The following is a 20857-nucleotide window of genomic DNA, read 5'->3' as shown; positions in this document are numbered from 1 at the left end:
TAGGTAACATATCTCCTAAAGAATATATGCCCAGGTTTGATGAAGAATTTAAATTCTTCATCAAACCTGATCTAAATAATAATTATTTATCGAATTTTAAGGTGTCCTAAAAAGGGGAAGCCTACAAGTGCTTCTACACCTTTTTTCATTTTTAATTCTACTTCTTTGCTATAAAGAGGTATTAATGAATAAAAGTCAATTTTTTTATTCGGTAATTCCAAAGTATGAAAATCTTCACTAAACATAATTGTAGGTAAGAGTACCACTGTATTGAGCTTTGTATTAGAAGCAAAAGGTTCAGCTGGGTCGCCATTTGGAATTGTATGTCCATAACCAAGCCAAGTATTATATTCGTGAGGAAACCTCGCTAGGTACTTTAACCATCTAATAGGCCAATAATTACTTTCATCTTTAAAGTCCTCTTGAGATATTTTCCATTCTGGAGGTAAGCAAATACTTATTTCTGTATAATCACAATTTATGACATCATCTGGTGTATTCATTGGCTTATCACTCATACCGGATGTAACTAACGTATGAAATGGTTTTTCTTTTGTAGGCTTTACCCAGTGTATATCTATATGAACTTGATCTGATATGATTTCGTGAAATACCATATGAATTTCTCCAATATGTTTTTCAATATGATCTGATATTTCTTGTATTGATTCTCCTCCAGTAGCTATCTCAAAATCATTCTTTTTGGATGCCGTATAACGATATATTGGTGCGCCAGATTCAGATTTTTCCATTTAATATAAGGTAGTTTATACTTAGCTCTCTTTTAGGAATTAGTTTTTTTATTTACTCAGCGCTTTTATAATTCGTTCTTCATTAATCACAATATCGCGAAATAAAACGTGTGGAAATTCAGAATACTTTGATGATTTAAAAGCCTCTGAAATGTTTGAAAGTGTAGATGCAGTTATAAGTGATAAATTCATTTCTGTATCCATCTCACAATCTGTAACAAAATCATCACTAAACTCTGGTGCAACAAGCAGAATTTTTACAATTCGTAAATCATTTTTTAAAGCTACGTTTTGGTAAGATTTTAATTGTCTTGAGACAGAACTAAACTTGTTGTAACCTCTTTCTTTACTTGTTTTACACTCAACAATTATTTCATTGTTTTCTAAGTTTAAAAGAATATCCATCATATCCTTTTTAGTATTTAGTTTGTTTTTTAAGATTTCGTCCACATTAAAACCTAAACCACTAAAAATAGTCTTTGTCAATTCTTCAAATTTTAAACCGAGTTCACTTTCTTTTACAGTTATTCCATTTTCCTTTAAAAGGTTTAAATTCCTGTAAGCAACGTTTTCATAATTCTCTAAATATAAATTCTCAACATCTTTATAATGCTCTAGTATATTTAAAATATCATCACCACGTTGTTTAATTCCGTTGTCTTTGATGAATTTGGTTAAATCTTGTTTAACGATTAGATCTAAGATATCTCTTGGTTTAATATTGTAATCAAGCAAGAAATCCGCTTTTAAAACAAATTCGTCTTGAAGTTCAAATTGCTCTCTTATCTGTTTATTAAGTTTTGGCAACGACTGATTTAATTCTGTAAGAAGTTTTTCAAATCCATCTAAGGAAATACCAACTTTTTCGTCTCGTTCAACACTTTCAAAATGTTCAATTAGACTGCTGATTTTTTCTTCGAGAACACTTCCTTTTAGATTTTGAATATTCAAGCCTTTTTCGCACAATTCGTTCAGTGTTTTTTTCTTTTCAGTTAACGTACTTTCTGGCTTATAAATATCTTCTGAAAGTAAACTTGTAAATGAAACACCTTCTTTTATTATTTCTTCAATTTTTTGAGAATAGGTTAATTTTCTGTCAATGTTATGTTCGCGTGCAATTTGGTTAATAATTGGTGCTCTAAGAAGTTTTAACGTTCTACGGTAGAATTTTTCAGCTACTTCTTTTTGTCTAACTCTTCGTAGCATTCTAACCATTTCATCAGCTACATAGATTGTATTTTCTTTATTTGAATAAAAAATAACGCCAATATTTTTTAGTCCCTTAATTACATCTTGAATATCAAGCTTTTTAATAGGTAAAATGGAATAATTAATCAACTTTACTTCTTCTTGTGAGAGACTTAATTGTTTAGAAAGTGTAAGTATTATTGATAATTCATCTGAAGTTATTTTAGCATCTCTATTGTTCTCGACATCATTGTGATAAGCAGTGTGTAAACACGCTTTGTAAATTTTATAGTCTCTTTTCCTAGAAGCACTTAACTCTGATTTGTCATTTTCAAAATCTGCATTTAATGTTTTTATTCTACTTTTTATATGCTTGATTTCGGTTTCATATAAACGAGAAAACCAATCCTGTTTCATTATGCAATTTCCATCGCGAATTATGATGTCAATTAAAATGTCTAGTTGTGATGTGATTTCCTGAAACTCACATTTTATATGTTCTTGAAATTCGCCTGCTGTTAGAGCAAAAATTTTCGAAATATTTTGATTGTCAACAGATTTTAGACCTTTATCTGACGAGCTTAAAATCTTGTCAATTTGTTTTGCGTTTTTTGGACTTTTAGATATTATGTTATCAATTATCTTAATGAAAGAGTTCTTTTCTATCGAACCGAGTTTATCCAGAATCTTCTCTAATTTCATATATTTTTATTTTTTTACTATCGTTACTTTAGCTTACTCATAACTAGTCTATAAACACTATTGCTAATATACCCCATATAACCCCCTCACTATTACGGATTTCCGTAAAGCGGGTCTTAATATTTTCTTAAATTAAGTACTTGTAAAAAACGGAGAGGCTACACATCATCATTTACCTCTACCCAGTAGCCATCTGGATCTTGAAAGTATACCTGCTGTATGCCATCGTTGCGCACATAATCTTTAGTAGGCGTGCCGCGCCAGTCTGAGTAGTCTATGGCCAGGGTTTTGAGGTGGGAGATAAAACCGCCCAGGTCATCTGTGGCTAGGGCAAAGTGCACCGCTTTATTAGTCTTTATTTCGGCATCTGGGCGCGGTATGAGGTGTAGTTGTTTGCCATTACCCATCGCGAGCCAGCGGGTGGGAGAGACAGAGGCGGTGTTTTCTATCTCGGTAAACCCAAAGACTTTTTGGTAAAAAGCCACAGCCGCCGCCACATCTGTCACAGAGAGCGCTATATGGTTAAAGGTAAATGTATGCATAGGTGATGATTGTGAGGTTTAAAGATCATCATTTTTTTGGGTACAGGCAAGCCGGTGGTGCGGCTATCTGTCTCGGGGTAGGTGGGGTTATGGGGTGTTACGCTTTCGCGAAAGCGTACCCACATCCATTGTTAAAAAAATGGCTATAAAAGTCTCTTTTTGGGTTTTAATTCACGGGTGGAGTCCGTAATTTAGATCCCTGCTATGGATTCAAAATTAGAAGTATATATTGAGGGCTTAAATGATGCCCAGCGTGCACCTACACTACATAAAGATGGTGCTCTTATTGTGATTGCTGGAGCGGGTTCTGGTAAAACACGTGTGCTCACAATGCGCATCGCATACTTGATGTCACAAGGGGTGGATGCCTTTAATATCTTATCGCTCACCTTTACAAATAAGGCGGCACGTGAGATGAAAAAACGTATTGCCGGTATTGTGGGTAATAATGAGGCAAAAAACCTATGGATGGGAACCTTTCACTCCATATTTGCCAAAATATTGCGTATCGAGGCAGATAAGCTAGGCTACCCGTCTAACTTTACTATTTATGATACCCAAGACTCACAACGCCTTATAAGTGCCATTATCAAGGAGATGCAGCTAGATAAGGATATCTATAAGTACAAGCAGGTACAAAACCGTATCTCTTCTTTTAAAAATAGCTTGATCACCGTGCGTGCCTATGCAAATAATCCAGAGCTAGTAGAGGCAGATGCAATGGCAAAACGCCCGCGTATGGGAGAGATCTATGCAGAGTATGTAGATCGCTGTTTTAAAGCCGGCGCAATGGATTTTGACGATTTACTGCTACGCACAAATGAGCTGCTCAACCGCTTTCCAGAGGTGCTTAATAAATACCAAAACCGTTTTAAATACATACTGGTAGATGAGTATCAAGATACAAACCATAGCCAGTACCTCATTGTAAAGGCACTCTCAGATAAGTTTCAAAACATCTGTGTGGTGGGTGATGACTCGCAGAGTATATATGCCTTTAGAGGGGCAAACATTAATAACATTCTTAACTTCCAGAAGGATTATGAGAATGTGGCAATGTACCGCCTGGAGCAAAACTATCGCTCGTCAAAAAATATTGTGGAGGCGGCAAACAGCGTGATAGAAAAAAATAAAACCCGTCTTGATAAAACCGTATGGACGGCAAACGAAGATGGAGGCCAGATTATCGTGCACCGCTCGCCTACAGATGGTGAGGAGGGGCGCTATGTGGCAAGCTCCATTTTTGAAAATAGAATGAACCACCAGCTTAACAATGGTGACTTTGCGATACTGTACAGAACAAATGCACAGTCTCGTGCAATGGAGGATGCCCTGCGCAAGCGTGACATCCCGTACCGTATTTATGGTGGACTATCCTTTTACCAGCGCAAGGAGATAAAGGATGTACTGGGCTACCTGCGTGTGCTGGTTAACCCAAAAGATGAGGAGGCACTCAAGCGTGTGGTAAACTACCCTGCCCGTGGTATAGGCGGTACCACCTTAGACAAACTTACGGTGGCGGCAAAGCATTATGGCCGTTCCATCTTTGAGGTGATGGATAAAATAGAACAACTAGGTCCGTCGATGAATATAAATCGCGGTACACAGACCAAGCTTAAAAACTTTGTCACGATGATTAAGAGTTTCCAGATTCTTAATGAAGAGAGTGACGCCTTTACCGTAGCAGAGACGGTTGCAAGAAAGACAGGTCTATTACAAGAACTTAAAAAAGACGGTACCCCAGAGGGAATTGCTCGTATAGAAAATATAGAGGAGCTCCTTAACGGTATGCGCGACTTTGTAGAAGAGCAAAAAGAGCTGGCAGATGCCACTGGCTCGCTGGCAGAGTTTCTAGAAGATGTAGCGCTCGCTACCACACTAGATAATGATACGGGTGATGATGACCGTGTGGCACTTATGACTATACACCTTGCAAAGGGGCTGGAGTTTCCATTTGTATACATCGTGGGGATGGAAGAAGATCTCTTTCCTTCTGGTATGAGTATGAGTACACGTAGTGAGCTAGAGGAGGAGCGACGTCTCTTTTATGTAGCTCTCACTAGAGCAGAGAAGCAGGCATACCTTACCTACACAGAGTCTCGCTATCGCTGGGGTAAACTGGTAGATGCAGAGCCTAGCCGCTTTATAGAGGAGATAGATGATAAGTATCTGGACTACCAGACACCTATGGAGAGCTACCGCTATAAACCGCTTATAGATGCAGATATCTTTGGCGATGTAGATAAGAGTAAACTGCGTCTCAAGAAGCCGGTAAGTGGCACACCGCCTAAGGTGGGAACACCTACACAAGACCAACTACGTAAACTCAGAAAGATACGTCCAGCCGCTGGAGATAGCGCTACGCCATCACTGGCAGGTAGCTTAGAACCAGGTACTGTTGTAGAGCACATACGTTTTGGAAAAGGAATTGTAGCTGGTATAGAAGGTAAAGGTCAAGACCAAAAAGCCGAAATCAATTTTGAAAACGGCGGACTTAAAAAACTACTCCTGCGCTTTGCAAAACTTAAGATTGTAGAGTAATAGGTGAGGAGTGATAAGGGTTTTTGTTACGCTTTCGCGAAAGCGTAAACAGCCTCATTACATCTTACTCGCAAGACAGTTGTTTATTCTTCTATCGCAAGGTAGAGGTCTATGTATTGCCCTATCTTGGTACGTACGTCTAGGTAACTTGTCTCATCCCAGTTACCGTGACCACCATCATATACTGTAAAGATGTGAGGTACATTATTGTTAGATAATGCCGTATCTAGTCGCTGCCCGTTTGTGAGGGGAACCAGCGGGTCTTCATTACCATAAAACTGTAGGGTAGGGCTGCTATCTACATTTGCTACGATGGCAGGACTTAGTGCTTCGGCAAGGTTTGTATTTGCTGGGTATGCGCTCTCATCTGTAAGTGCATCTAGATATTGCTCAAAACCAGGCTCATCTGCATAAAAAGGATCTGTAAAATCTGCGGGTCCCACTATGTTTGCTACAAATTTTATTTGGTCTTGTGTATCATAGGTATAATCATACATCATAGCCAGATGTGCCCCAGCACTAAGGCCTATAAACCCATACTCGTTAAGAAAGCTTAGCTCCTCGTGGGTGTCGTCTAGTTGATCTACCACCGCCTGCACATCTAGAAACTGGTTAGGAAACGCAGGCACACTAGGAGGGTTTGCCAGCACATAATTCATATTTACCACTGCGTGATCTGGGTGTTGCGATTGCACGAGGTCTATAAAAGCAGTAACATCTTCCTTATCTCCTTCTACCCAGCCACCACCGTGTATAAGGATAATGGTTTTAGTCTTAGTAGCCTTACGACCAGCAGGGAGGTAGATGTCATACACCTGTAATGGGTCATCACCATATGACACGTCTGTGAGTACTACGGCTTCTAGATCTGCCTCTTCTGTAGGACCATCATCTGTGGCAACGACATCATCTGTGATAACCTCTGGTACTAGCTCCTCGTTATCAGAACAGTTTATTGTTAAGAATGATAGTAATACAGCAAGTAGGAGTGTGTGTAGCGGTCTCATTAAGATAGTTTTAAGTACTAACGTATAGATGTGCTTTTTATGTTAAGGTTGCGTTAGTTTTTTATAGAGTTTGTGGCAAACTCCCTAACTTTAAATAAAAAACAAGATGATTAAAGAAGGAACAAAAGTAAAATGGAGCTGGGGAAACGGCACAGCAGAGGGTAAAGTACAGTCTACATTTACAAAGAGTGTCACCCGCACCATAAAAGGAAACGAAGTTACCCGCGATGGCGAAGAAGGAAACAAAGCCCTCTACATAGAGCAAGAAGACGGTACAAATGTACTCAAGCTAGAAAGTGAAGTAGAACGCGCAGACGCATAATACTTCCTAATTATACACAGCGTCTTTATGGCGCTGTTATTCTTTGTAATTTTAACCTATCTAAATGTTATGCTATGTCACAGTTTATAAAACTCTACGAAGAAAACCCAAACCCTAAAGATCTCAAGCAAATTGTAAAGATCTTAAAAGCTGGTGGTCTTATTATTTACCCAAGTGATACTGTATATGCACTGGGCTGTGATATCACAAACGCAAAAGCACTGGAGAAGGTGGCGCAGATAAAGGGTGTAAAGCTTGCAAAGGCAAACTTTTCCTTTGTATGTGAAGATTTGAGCAACCTCTCAGATTATGTGCGACAGATAGACACAAAGACTTTTAAAATATTAAAACGTGCCCTGCCGGGACCGTACACCTTTATATTACCTGGAAATAATAACTTGCCTAGCTCTTTTAAGAAAAAGAAGGAAGTAGGTATACGTGTACCAGATAATGAGATTACAAGAGCCATTGTACGTGCACTAGGAAATCCTATTGTATCTACCTCTATTTATGATGAAGATGAGGTGATAGAGTACACCACAGATCCAGAGCTCATCTTTGAGAAATGGCAAAATAGGGTAGACGTAATAGTAGACGGGGGTTACGGTGGTAATATACCTTCTACCGTAATTGATCTTACTGGTGATGAGCCTATTCTTATAAGGGATGGAAAAGGAAGCCCAGAGCTATAAATAGAAAAACCTCTTCAAAGGAAGAGGCTCTTAACTAAATCTAATAAAAAGATTTGGGGGGCTTACTAGCTCGTAAGCTAGTAAATTATTCTCCGCCAGCAAGGGCGTCTGATGCTATTGTAGAGAAGTTGTTATCGTGATAAACTAACTCATCTAAGCTTAATGTGTTGATGCTGTTTGGAAATTCACCGCTAAAATCATTATCAAAAACACTTAGTTTCTTTAATGATGGTAACATTGCGATTCCTTCTGGTAACTCACCAGTAAACTTGTTACTGTTAATTTGTAATTCTTTTAAGTTCGTAAGGCTTGTGATAGAACTAGGTAATTCACCTTCTAAATCATTGCTGTAAATACTTAATCTTTTCAGTTTCTTTAGTCCAGAAAGATCTGCTGGTAATGAACCTTCAAGACGGTTAAAGAAAAGATCTAAATACTCAAGCGAACCCATTGCAAGAATATTTGTAGGTATTGTTCCTTCTAGTCTATTAAGAGATAAGTTAATTGTTTTTAACCCTTTTATAGTAGCAAGACTTGCTGGTATTGTTCCTTCTAGTTTGTTGTTGTGTAAGTTAAGTACTTTAAGAGAAGTTAAGTTACTTAATGAAGTAGGTAATGTACCCGTTAAGTTATTGTCTCTTAAACTTACTGCAAGAACTTGATCTCTAAAGATAGTTACACCTTTCCAGTTTTCTGGAGAATCGTTAAGATCCCAAGAGTTTGTCCACTCATTACCATTTGTACTGTTGTATAAATCTACAAGGGCTTGTTTTTGAGCTGGGCTAATTTCTGCAATTGCAAAAGCTGTAAAAAAGAAGCAAAGGATCGTTAGTGTAATTGATTTCATAGTTCTCTTGTTTATGATTGGGTTACTCAAATGTAAGTATGTTTAATCGGTAAACAACACCATTTTCTCGATTATCGACGAAATACACGATTTTTTAACATTTAATCGTATAATTTGTGTATTTAATCGATGATTTTGGATTTAACAGTGTCTTTTATCGAGTAAAAACTGTGTATATAAACGAAAAAAGGCTACCGTTAATCGGTAGCCTTTGATGAAATCTTGTTAAAATGAAGATGAATTAGTTTCCTTCTTCTTCAGACATATTTTTCATTTCTTCCTCGATCATATTATAAAATTGATCAATTTTAGGAAGTACATAAATCTTAGTTCTTCTGTTTGTAGATTTATTTTCTGGTGTGTCATTTGGTACAAGTGGCACAAACTCACTTCGTCCAGCTGCAATAAGTTGTGCAGGGTTTGCACCTAGCTCAACAAGCTTACGCACAATGGCCGTTGCTCTTTTTGCACTTAAGTCCCAGTTGTCTATAAGAACACCTCTATTATAGGGTACGTTATCTGTGTGACCTTCTACTAACGCCTCAAAATCTGGTTTACTATTTATAACTGTAGCCACTTTGCCTAAAATCTCTTCTGCTCTAGAGGTAATCTGGTAGCTACCACTCTTAAAGAGTACTTTATCAGAAAGCGATATAAATACGACTCCTTTCTCTACATTAATCTCAATGTCTTGGTCATTTATACCTACCTCACGTTTAAGACTAGTTACTAGAGCAAGAGTTACACTATCTTTTTTAGTAAGTGCATCTTGTAGTCTATTAATCTTAAGATCCTTTTCTTTTAGGCTCTCTAGTGATTTCTCAAGATTTACAGCGCCTTGTTTAGTAAGAACTGTAAGATCTTTAGAACTTTGTATAAGATTGTTCTTATCTTTTCTCATCTCGGCTACACGCTCTTCAAGTGATTTTACACGAGTGGTTGCACTCGCTTTTTCTTCAAGGCAAGCGTTAAGCTTAACCGTAGCAGAGTTTAAAAGGTCTTGAGTTTCTTGCTGTCTTGCTTCTAGCGCAGCATATTCTTTTTTAGAAACGCAAGAAGTTAAGAGTAAAGCGCTGGTGATACCAGCAATCAATAATCGTTTCATATGTTGTATAACTTTTAAATGTTTGATAAATGTACGAAACCCACTTGCTTGTGGATCATTGTTAACACTTATTTATAGATTTCTTACAGGTCCTTAAAGTACTGCTTTTTTTGAACAAAGTACTTCCAGACTATTGAGAAGGTCTGCGCGTAAGGTGTAGGATGTTTAAGCGTCATACGTTTAACGAGTAAGGAAGGTAGGTGGTAGTAAAAACTAAAGTGCGCTTTTATAATGGCAAGTAAATGCTTGGGCTTTCCTGCAAAAAGGTATTTAAGACCAGCAATACCGTCAAGTATAAGTCGTGCAAAGACGATAAAGAAAGCTCTTATTCCCTTTACGTTCTTCATCACGTTAAACAAGGTATTCCTAAAATTATAAAATGTCTTCTTAGGATTTTCTGATGGAAGTGTAGCGCCACCTAGATGTAATACTTCACTATCACCACTTGCGAGCACTTGATATCCCATATTACGTAAACGCCAGCAAAGATCTATCTCTTCTTGATGTGCAAAAAAAATTTCGTCTAGCGCCCCTGCTTGCCAGAAGTAGGGTGCTCTTACAAAAAGACAAGCTCCGCTTGCCCACTGTACCTCCCTTGTGTCATTATATTGCCCTGTATCTTCTTCACAGGTATCAAAAATTCGCCCGCGACAAAATGGATAACCAAATGCATCTAGATAGCCGCCGGCCGCTCCAGCATACTCAAAGTGTGTAGGCTTCTTAAGATCTTTTATTTTAGGTTGTGCAGCACCTACTAGCGGATTGTCAAATAATGCAATCATAGGTTTTAACCAGCCTTCGGTAACCTGTACGTCGCTGTTAAGCAAGACATACACATCACTCATAATATGTTTAAGGGCATCATTATACCCCTTTGCATAGCCACCGTTTTCTGAGTTTTGTATGATTTTTACCTCTTTAAATTGCTCTTGAACATAGGCAACAGAAGTATCTGTACTCGCATTATCTGCGACATAGATTTCGGCGTTTGGGCTATAGGCTATTACAGAAGGTAAAAATCGTTCTAGTAGCGATTTACCATTCCAGTTGAGGATGACGATTGCAATTTTCACGGTGCAAATAAAAGCTTTTTTATGTTAATACGCTTTCGCGAAAGCATAATAAAACCCATTAAGTTATTTATAATCTGGTAGTTCTCTTAAAAAGTCATAACGCTCTGCAACGCTATCTACTTTACAATAGTAATGTGAGAGACCATTTGTAACCATAAGCAGGTCTGCTTGCAACTCTAGATTATACCTGGCTATCTGGTCAAAGGTAGCTTGTGTGATTTGCACTTTTGGCGCCTTGCACTCTACTATGATATACAGAGATCCATCGGGTTTAAAAACGACAATGTCATAACGTTTACGCGTATTTCCTACGCGTATCTCTTTTTCTACATTGATAAGACTTATGGGATATCCCTTATCGTTTGTTAACCATTGTAGTACGTGCTGTCGCACCCATTCTTCTGGAGTTAACACTAAGAATTTTTTGCGTATGAGGTCAAATATATACGGTTTGTTTTCGCTATTTTTGAGCCTAAAGGAGTATGCAGGAAAAGAGAGCTGTTGCATACCACAATAGTACGAGTTCTACGGGAAAAGCCAAAGGTGAAGCACGCAAAAAACATAGTAGACGATATTAAAAATGGGATCATAAAACCTATCTATTTTTTAAGTGGAGAGGAACCCTATTTTATAGATCAAATCACAGATTACATAGAGCATAACCTCCTTGATGAAGCCGAAAAAGGGTTTAATCAAGTAGTACTTTATGGCCGTGATGTCTCTATAGATGATATTGTGAGCAATGCAAAGCGATACCCTATGATGGCTGAGAGACAGGTGGTGATTGTAAAAGAAGCGCAAGACCTCTCCCGTACAATAGAAAAGCTTGCAGATTATGTAAAAAAACCACAGCCTACTACAGTACTGGTTGTGGCTTATAAGTATAAGAAGCTAGACAAGCGCAAAGGACTCTCAAAAGCACTTAAAACGCACGGAGTGCATTATGAGAGCAAGAAGCTTTATGAAAACCAAGTAGGTGACTGGCTGCGCCGTGTACTTATAGACGAAGGCTACCACATACAGCCTAAGGCAGCACAAATGCTAGTAGATTACCTAGGTAATGATTTAAGTAAAGTAGCAAATGAGCTCAATAAATTGATGCTTATTTTACCTAAGGGGAGTGAGATCACTCCACAAGCCATAGAGGAGAACATAGGTATAAGTAAGGACTTTAATATTTTTGAGCTTCGCAAAGCCATCTCAGAAAAAGATGTTGTAAAAGCACAGCGCATCGCACAGTACTTTACACAAAACCCAAAAGATAATCCGCTAGTACTTACCGTGGGGCAACTTTTTAGCCTTTTCTCAAGTATATTAAAATATCACGGCTTACCACAAAAGGATAAAGCTACTGTGGCAAAAACACTAGGAGTATCTCCCTTTTTTGTAGGTGAGTACATCACTGCCGCTCGTAACTACCCTATGAAAAAAGTGAGCGCCTGTATCGCCCTCATAAGAGAGGTAGATGTAAAAAGTAAAGGAGTAGGAGCAAGTGCCTTTGCAAGTAATGATTTACTCAAAGAATTGCTCGTAAAGATTATGAACTAAGGGCTAGCCACCTATTATTCGGCGGCGATTACGCTTATTTCTACATTTACGTATTTAGGTAGGTTTGCCACTTCTACGGTTTCTCTAGCAGGTGCTGTTGCCTCGTTAAAGTACTTACCATACACACTGTTTATCTTCCCAAAGTTTTCCATATCACTTATGAAGATGGAAGTCTTTACCACATTTTCAAAGGTCATTCCTGCTTCGGTAAGAATCGCTTTTACACTTTGCATTACAAGCTCAGTTTCCTCTTCTATACTTCCTTTAAAAAGTTCGCCAGTTGCTGGTATAATGGCAATCTGCCCGCTAGTATATAACATTCCGTTTACAAGGGTTGCTTGATTGTACGGTCCTATAGGTGCTGGGGCGTTTGAAGTTGTGATTATTTTTTTCATTAGTATGGTTTTTAGTACGCTTTCGCGAAAGCGTAATTACTGCTATCTCTATTATAATTGCTGGTCTGGGGTACGACGTTTGTCATATTTTATATCACTAAGCAGGTTACCGGTAATCCCAATAAAGAAATTCCACGAGGTTCTACTCAGGTCATTATTTACGGGTGGTACCCAGCTAAAGCGCATATTCCAACTCTCAAGATCTCTCGCAAAGTTAAGTGAGGTGTAAGTAATACCAGGGTTTGCAAGGTCATACCCAGTAGATCCTCCTACGGTCCAGCGGTTACCTAGCTTTATATCACCACTTATTACTATAGAGTGGGTGCTTATCTGGTCTTGTCTGGCACTGTTTGCATAACCTACTTGATAGCCAAAACGTAAATTCCACGGCACTTTAAAGGTGTAGAATTCTACTTCTTTTTCTTCCTCATCCTCATCTGGTTCATCTCTTCCGGCATTTCTATTTCCGGTAATATCTACTCCTTGACCCAGTAAGTCATCTGGGCGGCCACCACCAGCAAAGGTTGAGTTTTCTGTACGATCTGTATTACGACCGGGATCTTTTTTACCACCTTTCTCAAAGTCTCTACTTGAAAAACTGTAACCAAAACTCGCTTGCCCAGAAGTAAGTCTAAAAAGACTACCACCATTATTTATGTTGAGCCTGTCTATTCTTCTGTTAGAACTATTAAGGGCATAGATATCTAGATTTCCACCAAAGTTGATATCGAGCTTGTCTTGTATAATAGGTATAGAGCCATTAATATTTATAGGAGAAAGCCTGAGGCTATCTGCCGCAATATTATAAGAGGTCCTTATGTTAAGGTTGTTTATAAGATTGATTTTACGGGGCTCTGTAGCTGTGCTGTCTTTGCTTCTCACTTTAGCCTCAAGTGTATTTGCTAGACTAAAAGAAATTGAGTTAGACACCTGGTTACTAGGTGCTCCAAAAAAACCTCCATCAAAACGCGAGTACTCAACAGTCTCATCAAATACGTCACTCAATGGATCGTTAGGGTCATTGCGCTCATAGGTGTCATAAAACTGGCTAAAGGCAGGAGTATATGACCACCCTATAGAAGGCCTTACTACGTGGCGTATGGTTTGTATTTTACTACCTTCTTTAAAGTTAAAAGTACCATATACAGTTGTCCCTAGGCTTATACCTCCTCTATAAGTGCGGTAGGCATCAAACCCATTTACAGTATCGCGCACCACTGTTTTTGTGTCTTGATCAAAACGCTGATCTATAGTCTTAAAAACCCAGCTTTCTTCAAAATTACCGCTCACAGAAGCACTTATGTAATTAAAGAGCTTAAAGTTAGTAGAGATCGGGATGCTGTGCCTTATACCTGTCTGAGCACTCTCAAACATCTCTGAGGTAAAAAACTCATCATCTGTGGTATTAAAACGATTATCTGCTCGCAGAGCATAGCTTAGGTTTACATTTTTAATAAGTCCTTTTTTAGACCCAGACTTACCTGCAAAGGGATAGATTCTATCTACGTTGAGCTGTGTGGTAGGTAGCGACATTGTAATTTGCTCCGTCTGTGAGTTTTGAGAGTGTGTTGCTGCTACTGTAAGATTTACAGGTACCGTACCCGGGAAGGTACGTGAGTAAGAGACTGAAGAACTAAAGTTGTTATTTAAAAAGTTACCTGTGTTTGCCTGGCTTAACGACTGTCTGTAAAAATTACTACTACCTAAGTTTACAGAGGCAGAAAATCTACTGTTAGGACTAGACTTTGTGTCTTGAGAGTGGTTCCAGCGTATGTTATAGGTATTTGTTTCAGAAAAATCTGGTAAGCCTCGCTCACTAAAAAGAATACGCTCAGAGCTAAAACTAAAACGCCCACTAAATTTGTAACGCACCTTATACTCACTATCTGCACGTAGGGCATAACTACCATTTGTATAATAGTCTCCAGTAAGTGCAAGGTTAAAGTAATCGCTTAGTGCAAAGTAATAACCTCCATCTGTTACAGAGTAGCCGCGCTCATTACTCTCACCCACACCAGGTACAATAAAGCCAGAGACACTACGCTCTTTCTCCATAGGGAAAAAAGCAAAAGGAATCCCTATGGGTGTAGGCACATCTGCGATGTACATATTAGTAAGCCCCGCAACTAGCTTTTTACCAGGTACAAACTTTACGCGCCTTGCATAAAAGTAATATTCTGGATTGTCTAGATCTTCTGAAGTGGTGATCTTTACATTACTCATAAACACCACAGAGTCGTTTACACGTTTACTACGTTCGGCTTTGAGATTTATTTGTTGCCCTCCAGCACCTTCTACGCGTGAGCCATAGATGAGGGCGCGCTGTGTGTCAAAATTAAATTTTATAGAGTCTGGCTGTACTTCATTTACACCCTGTATAAAGACTGGTATTTGAGAATAATTCCCAGCAGAGTCTTTTATACCTTTTGCAAACACCGTGTTAGACTCATAATCAAGTATAATCTCTCCGGCATTAATTTTCATATCCTCATAAAGAATCTCGGCTTCATTGTATAAGTATATCTTCTTCTTGCGCTGTGAGATGCGCTGGTAATCTGTAGCCTTATAGGTTACCTTATCTGTAAGTGTTTCTGGTTTTTTCTTTAAAGAGTCTTGAGGTGTTGAGAGTAGTTCCTCTACGGTAATATCTTTTGTAGTTAGAGTGTCTACTGGTTTAGCAAGCGTTTTAAAACCTTCTGTGGCACTCTGTATAAGCGTTGTGTCTTGAGGTGGGACACGTCTGGCATCATTCTTGGATGGAACGTCCTGAGCATTTACTGTAAGAAGCGGCAGCAAGCAAAGTGAGCAGATAATAAGAAGGAGTCCAGTTTTTGTTTGCAATGGGATTAGCCTATTTTTGTGCGAATATCAATCAATTAAAGTGCCAAAATTACGTATATTTTTTTCGGCTTTTGCCTTAGAAAATATTTTTTGAAAATAACACCCGTATTCAGTACGTTACATCAGTAAACGAGTTTAATTTTATACCTAACGCTTAAAAGAGTAAGATTTGATACAAAGGATGCGTAAAAAAGACACATTTAAGATTTATTTAACCATTGGGCTACTCGTGTGGAGTTGTTTTAATGGCGCTTTCGCGAAAGCGCAATCATCTTCAACCAGTAAAAAATTTAAGGTCGTGCTTGATGCCGGTCACGGTGGTGACGACAGCGGAAACCGTGGAAATGGGTATTATGAAAAAAATATTGCGCTAGACATTGTACTCGCCGTAGGTGCCGAACTTGAAAAGCAAAAAGACGTAGAAGTAATCTATACTAGAAAGAAGGATGTCTTTATACCACTAGCAACCAGAGCAGATATCGCAAACGAGGCAAATGCAGATCTCTTTATAAGTGTGCACTGTAACTCACACTCTAGCCAGGCAAAGGGTACAGAGACGTTTGTAATGGGTATTGATAAGAATGAAAAAAATATGCGCATCGCCAAAAAGGAAAATGCGGTAATCCTTCTTGAAGATAATTATGAAGAGCGCTATGCTGGCTTTGATCCTAATAAACCAGAAACAATGATAGGGCTGGAGCTTATGCAAGAGGAGTATCTAGACCAGAGTTTAAACCTAGCGAGTTTTATAGAAAAAGAATTTACGAGTGCTGTAAAAAGAAGCAGTAGAGGAGTAAAGCAAGGTCCCTTCTGGGTACTGCACAGGTCTGTAATGCCTAGTGTGCTTGTAGAGACTGGTTTTCTTACTAACAATGAAGAGGGAAGATTTTTAAATTCAAATGCTGGTAGAGTTAAGATGGCAAAGGCCATAAGTACCGCGGTGACTAATTACAAGAAGGCTATACAAGCGACAGAAAGTATTACAGTAGCGGCAGATGCGCCTGTGGCAAATAAACCAGTGCGTGTTGAAAAATCTAAGGTGTATAAAGATGTTACTTTTAAAGTACAGCTAGCGGCAAGTAAGCGTAAACTTGAGACTAAATCTTACAATTTTAAGGGACTTAAGAATGTGAGTCGTATCAAAGATGGGAGACTTTATAAATATTATTATGAAGCAACCTCAGATTATACGCTGGCTAGAAGATTTTTACAAGATGCAAAAGCAAAGGGGTATAAGGAAGCTTTTATTGTACCTTTTGATAAAAGTAACAAGAAGTTACAGCTTAAGCAAGTGTTAAATTAGTCTTATCTGTAAGGTAGACCTTTAACAATTCACCTACATTTGTTTTTATAACCATCATCTCAATTAATGTCTAAAGAAATCAAAACCGCCATACTAGTAATTGCAGCATTGCTGTTACTTATTTTTGGCTACAATTATCTTAAAGGAAATAATCTACTAGATAAGAGTAAAATTCTCTACGCAAAATATGATAATGTAGAAGGTCTTGCACCTTCATCACAAGTGACTATTAATGGATTGCCAGTGGGTAGAGTATTATCTATAGACTTTGCAGACAGTTCTGGTAAGCTTGTCGTAAAGTTTGTGGTTGAGAAAGATTTTGAGTTTTCAAACCAGAGTCTTGCTAGAGTCTACGGTGGAGGATTAATAGGAGGTAAGTCACTAGCGATAGTTCCTACCTATGAGAAGGGACAAAATGCAAAAACTGGAGATACATTACCAGGTGAGATGGGAGAAGGAATTATGGAGCTCGTAAATGAGCGCCTTACGCCATTACAAAATCAAGTTGAGAAGGTAATAGGCGATACAGATTCTCTTCTGGTAAACGTAAATTCTGTACTAGATAGAGATACAAGAGCAAACTTAAGAGACGCGATTGCAAACTTTACAACGGCTTCTAGAGAGCTTAAAGGAATATCTGGCTCTGTAAATGCCTTATTATCAGAAAACCAAGTAAAATTAGACCGTACCATAGCAAATCTTGACAAAATGAGTGGTAATTTTGCAACATTATCAGATTCGTTGTCACAGATACAAATGGGGACAATGGTTGCAGATTTAGAAAAAACTATAGCAGATTTTCAAGAAATCTCTAATAAGTTAAATTCTCCAGAAGGAACCGTAGGTAAACTTTTGAATGATGAGCAACTTTACTTAAATTTGGATCGTACAGCAAATCAGATGGGGGACTTACTTCAGGATATGAAGCTCAACCCAAAGAGATATGTTCATTTTTCGCTTTTTGGTAAAAAACCGGGAGCGTATACTCCGCCTAAAGATTCGTTACAGTAGGCGCGAGCTTAACTAACGAATTTTATGCAATACATTCAAAATTTTATTTTCCTTGTAGCCCTAGTTCTTGGGGTTGGTTTCTTTGTAAAAAACATTAAAAAGCTTTCCCGTAATATAAATCTGGGAAAAGATGTAGATCGTTCTGATAACAAGCCACAGCGCTGGAAGAATATGGCAAAGATTGCCTTAGGCCAGTACAAGATGGTAAAAAGACCAGTATCTGGTATTCTACACGTTGTTGTTTACGTAGGTTTTATCATTATAAACATAGAAGTGCTAGAGATCATTATAGATGGTCTTTTTGGTACACACAGAGTATTTAGCTTCTTAGGAGGGTTATATGATTTTCTTATAGGTAGCTTTGAGATTCTTGCATTTTTAGTACTTGTAGCTGTAATCATTTTCTGGTTACGTCGTAATGTGATTAAAATACAGCGATTCTTAAAACCAGAGATGAAGGGATGGCCTAAGTCTGATGGTAATATTATACTCTATTTTGAAGTAGTATTAATGGGGCTTTTCCTCACAATGAATGCTGCCGACTTACAATTACAAACTATGGGAGCTGCTCACTATGCATCTGCAGATGGCAGTATAATGGGTTCTTTCCCTATAAGTAGTTTTATAGCACCCCTTTTTGAAGGAATGTCTGAGAGTGCTCTTATAATCGTAGAGCGCGCTGCCTGGTGGATACACATCTTAGGAATATTAGTTTTCTTAAATTACCTATACTACTCAAAACACTTACACATCTTACTTGCATTCCCAAACACTTGGTATGCAAAACTTAAACCACAAGGTGAGTTTAATAACCTACAAGCTGTTACAGATGAGGTAATGCTTATGATGGATCCTAATGCAGACCCATTTGCCGCACCACCAGAAGGAGCAGAAGAGGCAGAGGTAGGAAAATTTGGTGCAAGTGATGTGACAGATCTTAACTGGGTACAACTTATGAACTCTTACAGTTGTACAGAGTGTGGACGTTGTACGAGTGAGTGTCCTGCAAACCAAACAGGAAAAAAACTAAGCCCTCGTAAGATTATGATGGATACTCGTGATCGTCTTGAGGAAGTTGGTAAAAATATAGATAGCAATAATGGCGTGTTTGTACCAGATAACAAGCAGTTGCTAGATGATTATATCACAAAAGAGGAGCTTTGGGCTTGTACTACGTGTAATGCTTGTGTTGAGGCTTGTCCTATAGGTATTGATCCATTGAGTATCATTGTAGATATGAGACGTTATATGGTGATGGAAGAAAGTGCAGCACCTACAGATTTAAATAATGCAATGACTAACATAGAGAATAATGGTGCACCGTGGCCGTTTAATCAGTTAGACAGAGGAAACTGGATCAATGAGGCGTAAACTTTTTATAATAGTAGGAGTGTTTTTTTTCGCTTTCGCGAAAGCGCAAACCCCTACAAAAAATTATAAAATAGATAGTTTACAGTTTAAGATGTACACACGTCTCTTCGTAGGGCCGCAGTTACAAGTAGATAGTATTACCGTCAAAAAGATATTTTGTGATTGGTGTACAGAGACCCAGATGCAAGTCTTAAGAGATGAGGCAATGCGACAATCTATGATAGAGCGTCACAACCCTCGATATAAAAAACCTGGAGAGCATAGACTGGCCCTCTACGTAAGATTTAGTAAAGAAGATTTTAAAAACCTAAACAATACCAATGAATAAAGAAGACGTAGACAAGCTATTAAGCGAAAAGCTAGAAGACGGAGAACACGTAAGTCCAGTACTTCCAGAAGGTGTTAAAAATTATCTTATTGATATAGATGGTACCATTACAGAAGATGTTCCTAATGAGGAGCCAGAGCGTATGGGTACTTGTGAGCCTTTTCCAGATGCATTAAAAACGCTTAACAAGTGGTATGATGAGGGGCACATTATCTGTTTCTTTACTTCAAGAACAGAAGAGCACAGAGATGTAACTACAGAGTGGTTAAATCGTCACGGGTTTAAATTTCATAGCCTTTTGATGGGGAAACCTAGAGGAGGAAATTATCACTGGGTAGATAATCACCTAGTTAAAGCAACACGCTACAAAGGTAAATTTACGGACCTAGTAGAGAAGAAAGTGACCATAGAGGTCTTTGAAGATTAAATTATAATTAGATTACATAGTAATATACGCATATGAGTGAGACACTTAAAGTACCCACAATGGCCGAATATCTGGCGCAAGGAAAGCAGCCAGAAGTACTCTTTTGGGTAGGTTGTGCAGGGAGTTTTGATGACAGAGCAAAGAAAATTACAAAAGCATTTGCTCGTATATTAAATAAAGCAAACGTAGATTTTGCAGTTTTAGGCGCAGAAGAAAGTTGTACTGGAGATCCAGCAAAAAGAGCAGGAAATGAATTCTTGTTCCAGATGCAGGCAGTTACAAATATTGAAGTGCTTAATGGTTATGAAGTAAAAAAAATAGTAACGGCTTGCCCGCACTGTTTTAATACACTTAAAAACGAGTATCCATCACTAGGTGGAAACTATGAAGTAGTACACCATACACAGTTTTTAAAATCACTACTTGATGACGGTCGTCTTACAGTAGAGGGAGGTAAGTTTAAAGGAAAGCGTATCACCTTCCACGATCCTTGCTATTTAGGACGTGCAAATGGAGTCTATGAAGCACCTAGAGAATTACTACGTAAACTTGATGTAGAGCTTGTAGAAATGCGCAAGTGTAAGACTAATGGTTTATGTTGTGGAGCTGGTGGGGCACAGATGTTTAAAGAGCCAGAGCCAGGTAATAAAGATGTGAATATAGAGCGTACAGAGCAAGCACTAGAGGTGAAGCCAGACGTGATAGCAGCAGGATGTCCTTTTTGTAATACAATGATGACAGATGGTGTTAAGAATAAAGAAAAGGAAGGTAGCATCGAGGTAATGGATGTTGCAGAGATGATTGCTTCTGCAGAAGAATTGTAGAGCACCTGTCATTTCAAGAAATAAGTAGTGCGGTTATG

20 protein-coding genes are annotated in these 20857 nt (G+C 38.4%); 10 read left to right on the top strand and 10 right to left on the bottom strand.

Annotated elements, in window-relative coordinates; translation table 11 throughout:
- Positions 1-86: 86 nt before the first annotated feature.
- From ACFO5T_RS10815 to ACFO5T_RS10805, 3 genes are all read right to left on the bottom strand, one after another.
- Positions 87-752, bottom strand: coding sequence for a suppressor of fused domain protein (locus tag ACFO5T_RS10815; RefSeq protein WP_380034291.1), 666 nt, complete (start codon positions 750-752; stop codon positions 87-89).
- Between the two features lie 48 nt (positions 753-800).
- Positions 801-2642 (bottom strand): hypothetical protein, encoded by a 1842-nt coding sequence (locus ACFO5T_RS10810; protein WP_380034289.1) that lies wholly within the window; start codon positions 2640-2642, stop codon positions 801-803.
- Positions 2643-2800: 158 nt separating this feature from the next.
- On the bottom strand, positions 2801-3184 hold the full coding sequence (locus ACFO5T_RS10805) for a VOC family protein (protein WP_380034287.1): 384 nt from the start codon (positions 3182-3184) through the stop codon (positions 2801-2803).
- Between the two features lie 204 nt (positions 3185-3388).
- On the opposite strand from ACFO5T_RS10805, the gene ACFO5T_RS10800 reads away from it, so the two are divergent.
- Positions 3389-5725, top strand: a complete 2337-nt coding sequence (locus ACFO5T_RS10800; protein ID WP_375251912.1) for an ATP-dependent helicase — start codon at positions 3389-3391, stop codon at positions 5723-5725.
- 83 nt (positions 5726-5808) lie between these two features.
- Here ACFO5T_RS10800 and ACFO5T_RS10795 read toward each other — a convergent pair whose 3' ends face one another.
- Positions 5809-6732 carry an alpha/beta hydrolase fold domain-containing protein gene (locus ACFO5T_RS10795; RefSeq protein WP_380034285.1) on the bottom strand — a complete coding sequence of 308 codons (924 nt, stop codon included), beginning with the start codon at positions 6730-6732 and terminating at the stop codon, positions 5809-5811.
- A 106-nt stretch (positions 6733-6838) separates the two neighbouring features.
- Between ACFO5T_RS10795 and ACFO5T_RS10790 the strand changes: the two genes are divergently transcribed.
- Positions 6839-7054 (top strand): hypervirulence associated TUDOR domain-containing protein, encoded by a 216-nt coding sequence (locus ACFO5T_RS10790; RefSeq protein WP_021778714.1) that lies wholly within the window; start codon positions 6839-6841, stop codon positions 7052-7054.
- A 74-nt stretch (positions 7055-7128) separates the two neighbouring features.
- On the top strand, positions 7129-7746 hold the full coding sequence (locus tag ACFO5T_RS10785; RefSeq protein ID WP_380034282.1) for an L-threonylcarbamoyladenylate synthase: 618 nt from the start codon (positions 7129-7131) through the stop codon (positions 7744-7746).
- 85 nt (positions 7747-7831) lie between these two features.
- Here the strand turns inward: ACFO5T_RS10785 and ACFO5T_RS10780 are convergent, their stop codons facing one another.
- From ACFO5T_RS10780 to ACFO5T_RS10765, 4 genes are all read right to left on the bottom strand, one after another.
- Positions 7832-8593 carry a leucine-rich repeat domain-containing protein gene (locus ACFO5T_RS10780; protein ID WP_380034280.1) on the bottom strand — a complete coding sequence of 254 codons (762 nt, stop codon included), beginning with the start codon at positions 8591-8593 and terminating at the stop codon, positions 7832-7834.
- Positions 8594-8834: 241 nt separating this feature from the next.
- The gene (locus ACFO5T_RS10775; protein WP_021778717.1) at positions 8835-9698 is read right to left on the bottom strand and encodes an OmpA/MotB family protein; all 864 of its coding nucleotides are present in this window, start codon (positions 9696-9698) and stop codon (positions 8835-8837) included.
- 83 nt (positions 9699-9781) lie between these two features.
- Positions 9782-10771 (bottom strand): glycosyltransferase family 2 protein, encoded by a 990-nt coding sequence (locus ACFO5T_RS10770; protein ID WP_380034278.1) that lies wholly within the window; start codon positions 10769-10771, stop codon positions 9782-9784.
- Positions 10772-10834: 63 nt separating this feature from the next.
- Complete coding sequence (locus ACFO5T_RS10765; protein WP_021778719.1) at positions 10835-11278, bottom strand: type I restriction enzyme HsdR N-terminal domain-containing protein; 444 nt, start codon at positions 11276-11278, stop codon at positions 10835-10837.
- A gap of 36 nt (positions 11279-11314) precedes the next feature.
- On the opposite strand from ACFO5T_RS10765, the gene holA reads away from it, so the two are divergent.
- A complete protein-coding gene (gene holA, locus ACFO5T_RS10760) occupies positions 11315-12319 on the top strand; it encodes a DNA polymerase III subunit delta (RefSeq protein WP_380034275.1) in 1005 nt (334 codons plus the stop codon).
- A gap of 14 nt (positions 12320-12333) precedes the next feature.
- Here holA and ACFO5T_RS10755 read toward each other — a convergent pair whose 3' ends face one another.
- Positions 12334-12714: a Rid family detoxifying hydrolase gene (locus tag ACFO5T_RS10755; RefSeq protein ID WP_021778721.1), complete on the bottom strand. Its 381-nt coding sequence runs from the start codon at positions 12712-12714 to the stop codon at positions 12334-12336.
- Between the two features lie 51 nt (positions 12715-12765).
- Positions 12766-15555, bottom strand: a complete 2790-nt coding sequence (locus ACFO5T_RS10750; RefSeq protein ID WP_380034273.1) for a putative LPS assembly protein LptD — start codon at positions 15553-15555, stop codon at positions 12766-12768.
- Positions 15556-15736: 181 nt separating this feature from the next.
- Here ACFO5T_RS10750 and ACFO5T_RS10745 point away from each other — a divergent pair, with 181 nt between their 5' ends.
- From ACFO5T_RS10745 to ACFO5T_RS10720, 6 genes are all read left to right on the top strand, one after another.
- Positions 15737-16858, top strand: coding sequence for an N-acetylmuramoyl-L-alanine amidase family protein (locus tag ACFO5T_RS10745; protein ID WP_380034271.1), 1122 nt, complete (start codon positions 15737-15739; stop codon positions 16856-16858).
- 66 nt (positions 16859-16924) lie between these two features.
- On the top strand, positions 16925-17869 hold the full coding sequence (locus ACFO5T_RS10740) for an MlaD family protein (RefSeq protein ID WP_021778724.1): 945 nt from the start codon (positions 16925-16927) through the stop codon (positions 17867-17869).
- Positions 17870-17893: 24 nt separating this feature from the next.
- Positions 17894-19240: a 4Fe-4S dicluster domain-containing protein gene (locus tag ACFO5T_RS10735; RefSeq protein ID WP_021778725.1), complete on the top strand. Its 1347-nt coding sequence runs from the start codon at positions 17894-17896 to the stop codon at positions 19238-19240.
- Complete coding sequence (locus ACFO5T_RS10730; RefSeq protein WP_380034269.1) at positions 19230-19568, top strand: hypothetical protein; 339 nt, start codon at positions 19230-19232, stop codon at positions 19566-19568. The genes ACFO5T_RS10735 and ACFO5T_RS10730 overlap by 11 nt, the downstream gene beginning before the upstream one ends.
- Positions 19561-19995, top strand: a complete 435-nt coding sequence (locus tag ACFO5T_RS10725) for an LNS2 domain-containing protein (protein ID WP_021778727.1) — start codon at positions 19561-19563, stop codon at positions 19993-19995. Before ACFO5T_RS10730 ends, ACFO5T_RS10725 begins: the two co-directional genes overlap by 8 nt.
- Before the next feature lie 32 nt (positions 19996-20027).
- Positions 20028-20819, top strand: a complete 792-nt coding sequence (locus ACFO5T_RS10720) for a (Fe-S)-binding protein (protein ID WP_021778728.1) — start codon at positions 20028-20030, stop codon at positions 20817-20819.
- Positions 20820-20857 lie beyond the last annotated feature (38 nt).

This window comes from Dokdonia genika (genome assembly GCF_042652845.1).
In the GTDB taxonomy this organism is placed as follows: Bacteria; Bacteroidota; Bacteroidia; order Flavobacteriales; family Flavobacteriaceae; genus Dokdonia; species Dokdonia donghaensis.
This window is presented reverse-complemented; position numbering and strand designations above follow the sequence as displayed.

Bases quoted from the DNA above. Each gene is read 5' to 3' on its own strand.
- ACFO5T_RS10765 (WP_021778719.1), bottom strand. From the start codon at position 11,278: ATGCAACAGCTCTCTTTTCCTGCATACTCCTTTAGGCTCAAAAATAGC.
- ACFO5T_RS10810 (WP_380034289.1), bottom strand. From the start codon at position 2,642: ATGAAATTAGAGAAGATTCTGGATAAACTCGGTTCGATAGAAAAGAAC.
- ACFO5T_RS10795 (WP_380034285.1), bottom strand. From the start codon at position 6,732: ATGAGACCGCTACACACACTCCTACTTGCTGTATTACTATCATTCTTA.
- ACFO5T_RS10730 (WP_380034269.1), top strand. From the start codon at position 19,230: ATGAGGCGTAAACTTTTTATAATAGTAGGAGTGTTTTTTTTCGCTTTC.
- ACFO5T_RS10805 (WP_380034287.1), bottom strand. From the start codon at position 3,184: ATGCATACATTTACCTTTAACCATATAGCGCTCTCTGTGACAGATGTG.
- ACFO5T_RS10720 (WP_021778728.1), top strand. From the start codon at position 20,028: ATGAGTGAGACACTTAAAGTACCCACAATGGCCGAATATCTGGCGCAA.
- ACFO5T_RS10725 (WP_021778727.1), top strand. From the start codon at position 19,561: ATGAATAAAGAAGACGTAGACAAGCTATTAAGCGAAAAGCTAGAAGAC.
- ACFO5T_RS10755 (WP_021778721.1), bottom strand. From the start codon at position 12,714: ATGAAAAAAATAATCACAACTTCAAACGCCCCAGCACCTATAGGACCG.
- ACFO5T_RS10745 (WP_380034271.1), top strand. From the start codon at position 15,737: ATGCGTAAAAAAGACACATTTAAGATTTATTTAACCATTGGGCTACTC.
- ACFO5T_RS10780 (WP_380034280.1), bottom strand. From the start codon at position 8,593: ATGAAATCAATTACACTAACGATCCTTTGCTTCTTTTTTACAGCTTTT.
- ACFO5T_RS10800 (WP_375251912.1), top strand. From the start codon at position 3,389: ATGGATTCAAAATTAGAAGTATATATTGAGGGCTTAAATGATGCCCAG.
- ACFO5T_RS10775 (WP_021778717.1), bottom strand. From the start codon at position 9,698: ATGAAACGATTATTGATTGCTGGTATCACCAGCGCTTTACTCTTAACT.
- ACFO5T_RS10790 (WP_021778714.1), top strand. From the start codon at position 6,839: ATGATTAAAGAAGGAACAAAAGTAAAATGGAGCTGGGGAAACGGCACA.
- ACFO5T_RS10785 (WP_380034282.1), top strand. From the start codon at position 7,129: ATGTCACAGTTTATAAAACTCTACGAAGAAAACCCAAACCCTAAAGAT.
- ACFO5T_RS10740 (WP_021778724.1), top strand. From the start codon at position 16,925: ATGTCTAAAGAAATCAAAACCGCCATACTAGTAATTGCAGCATTGCTG.
- ACFO5T_RS10815 (WP_380034291.1), bottom strand. From the start codon at position 752: ATGGAAAAATCTGAATCTGGCGCACCAATATATCGTTATACGGCATCC.
- ACFO5T_RS10735 (WP_021778725.1), top strand. From the start codon at position 17,894: ATGCAATACATTCAAAATTTTATTTTCCTTGTAGCCCTAGTTCTTGGG.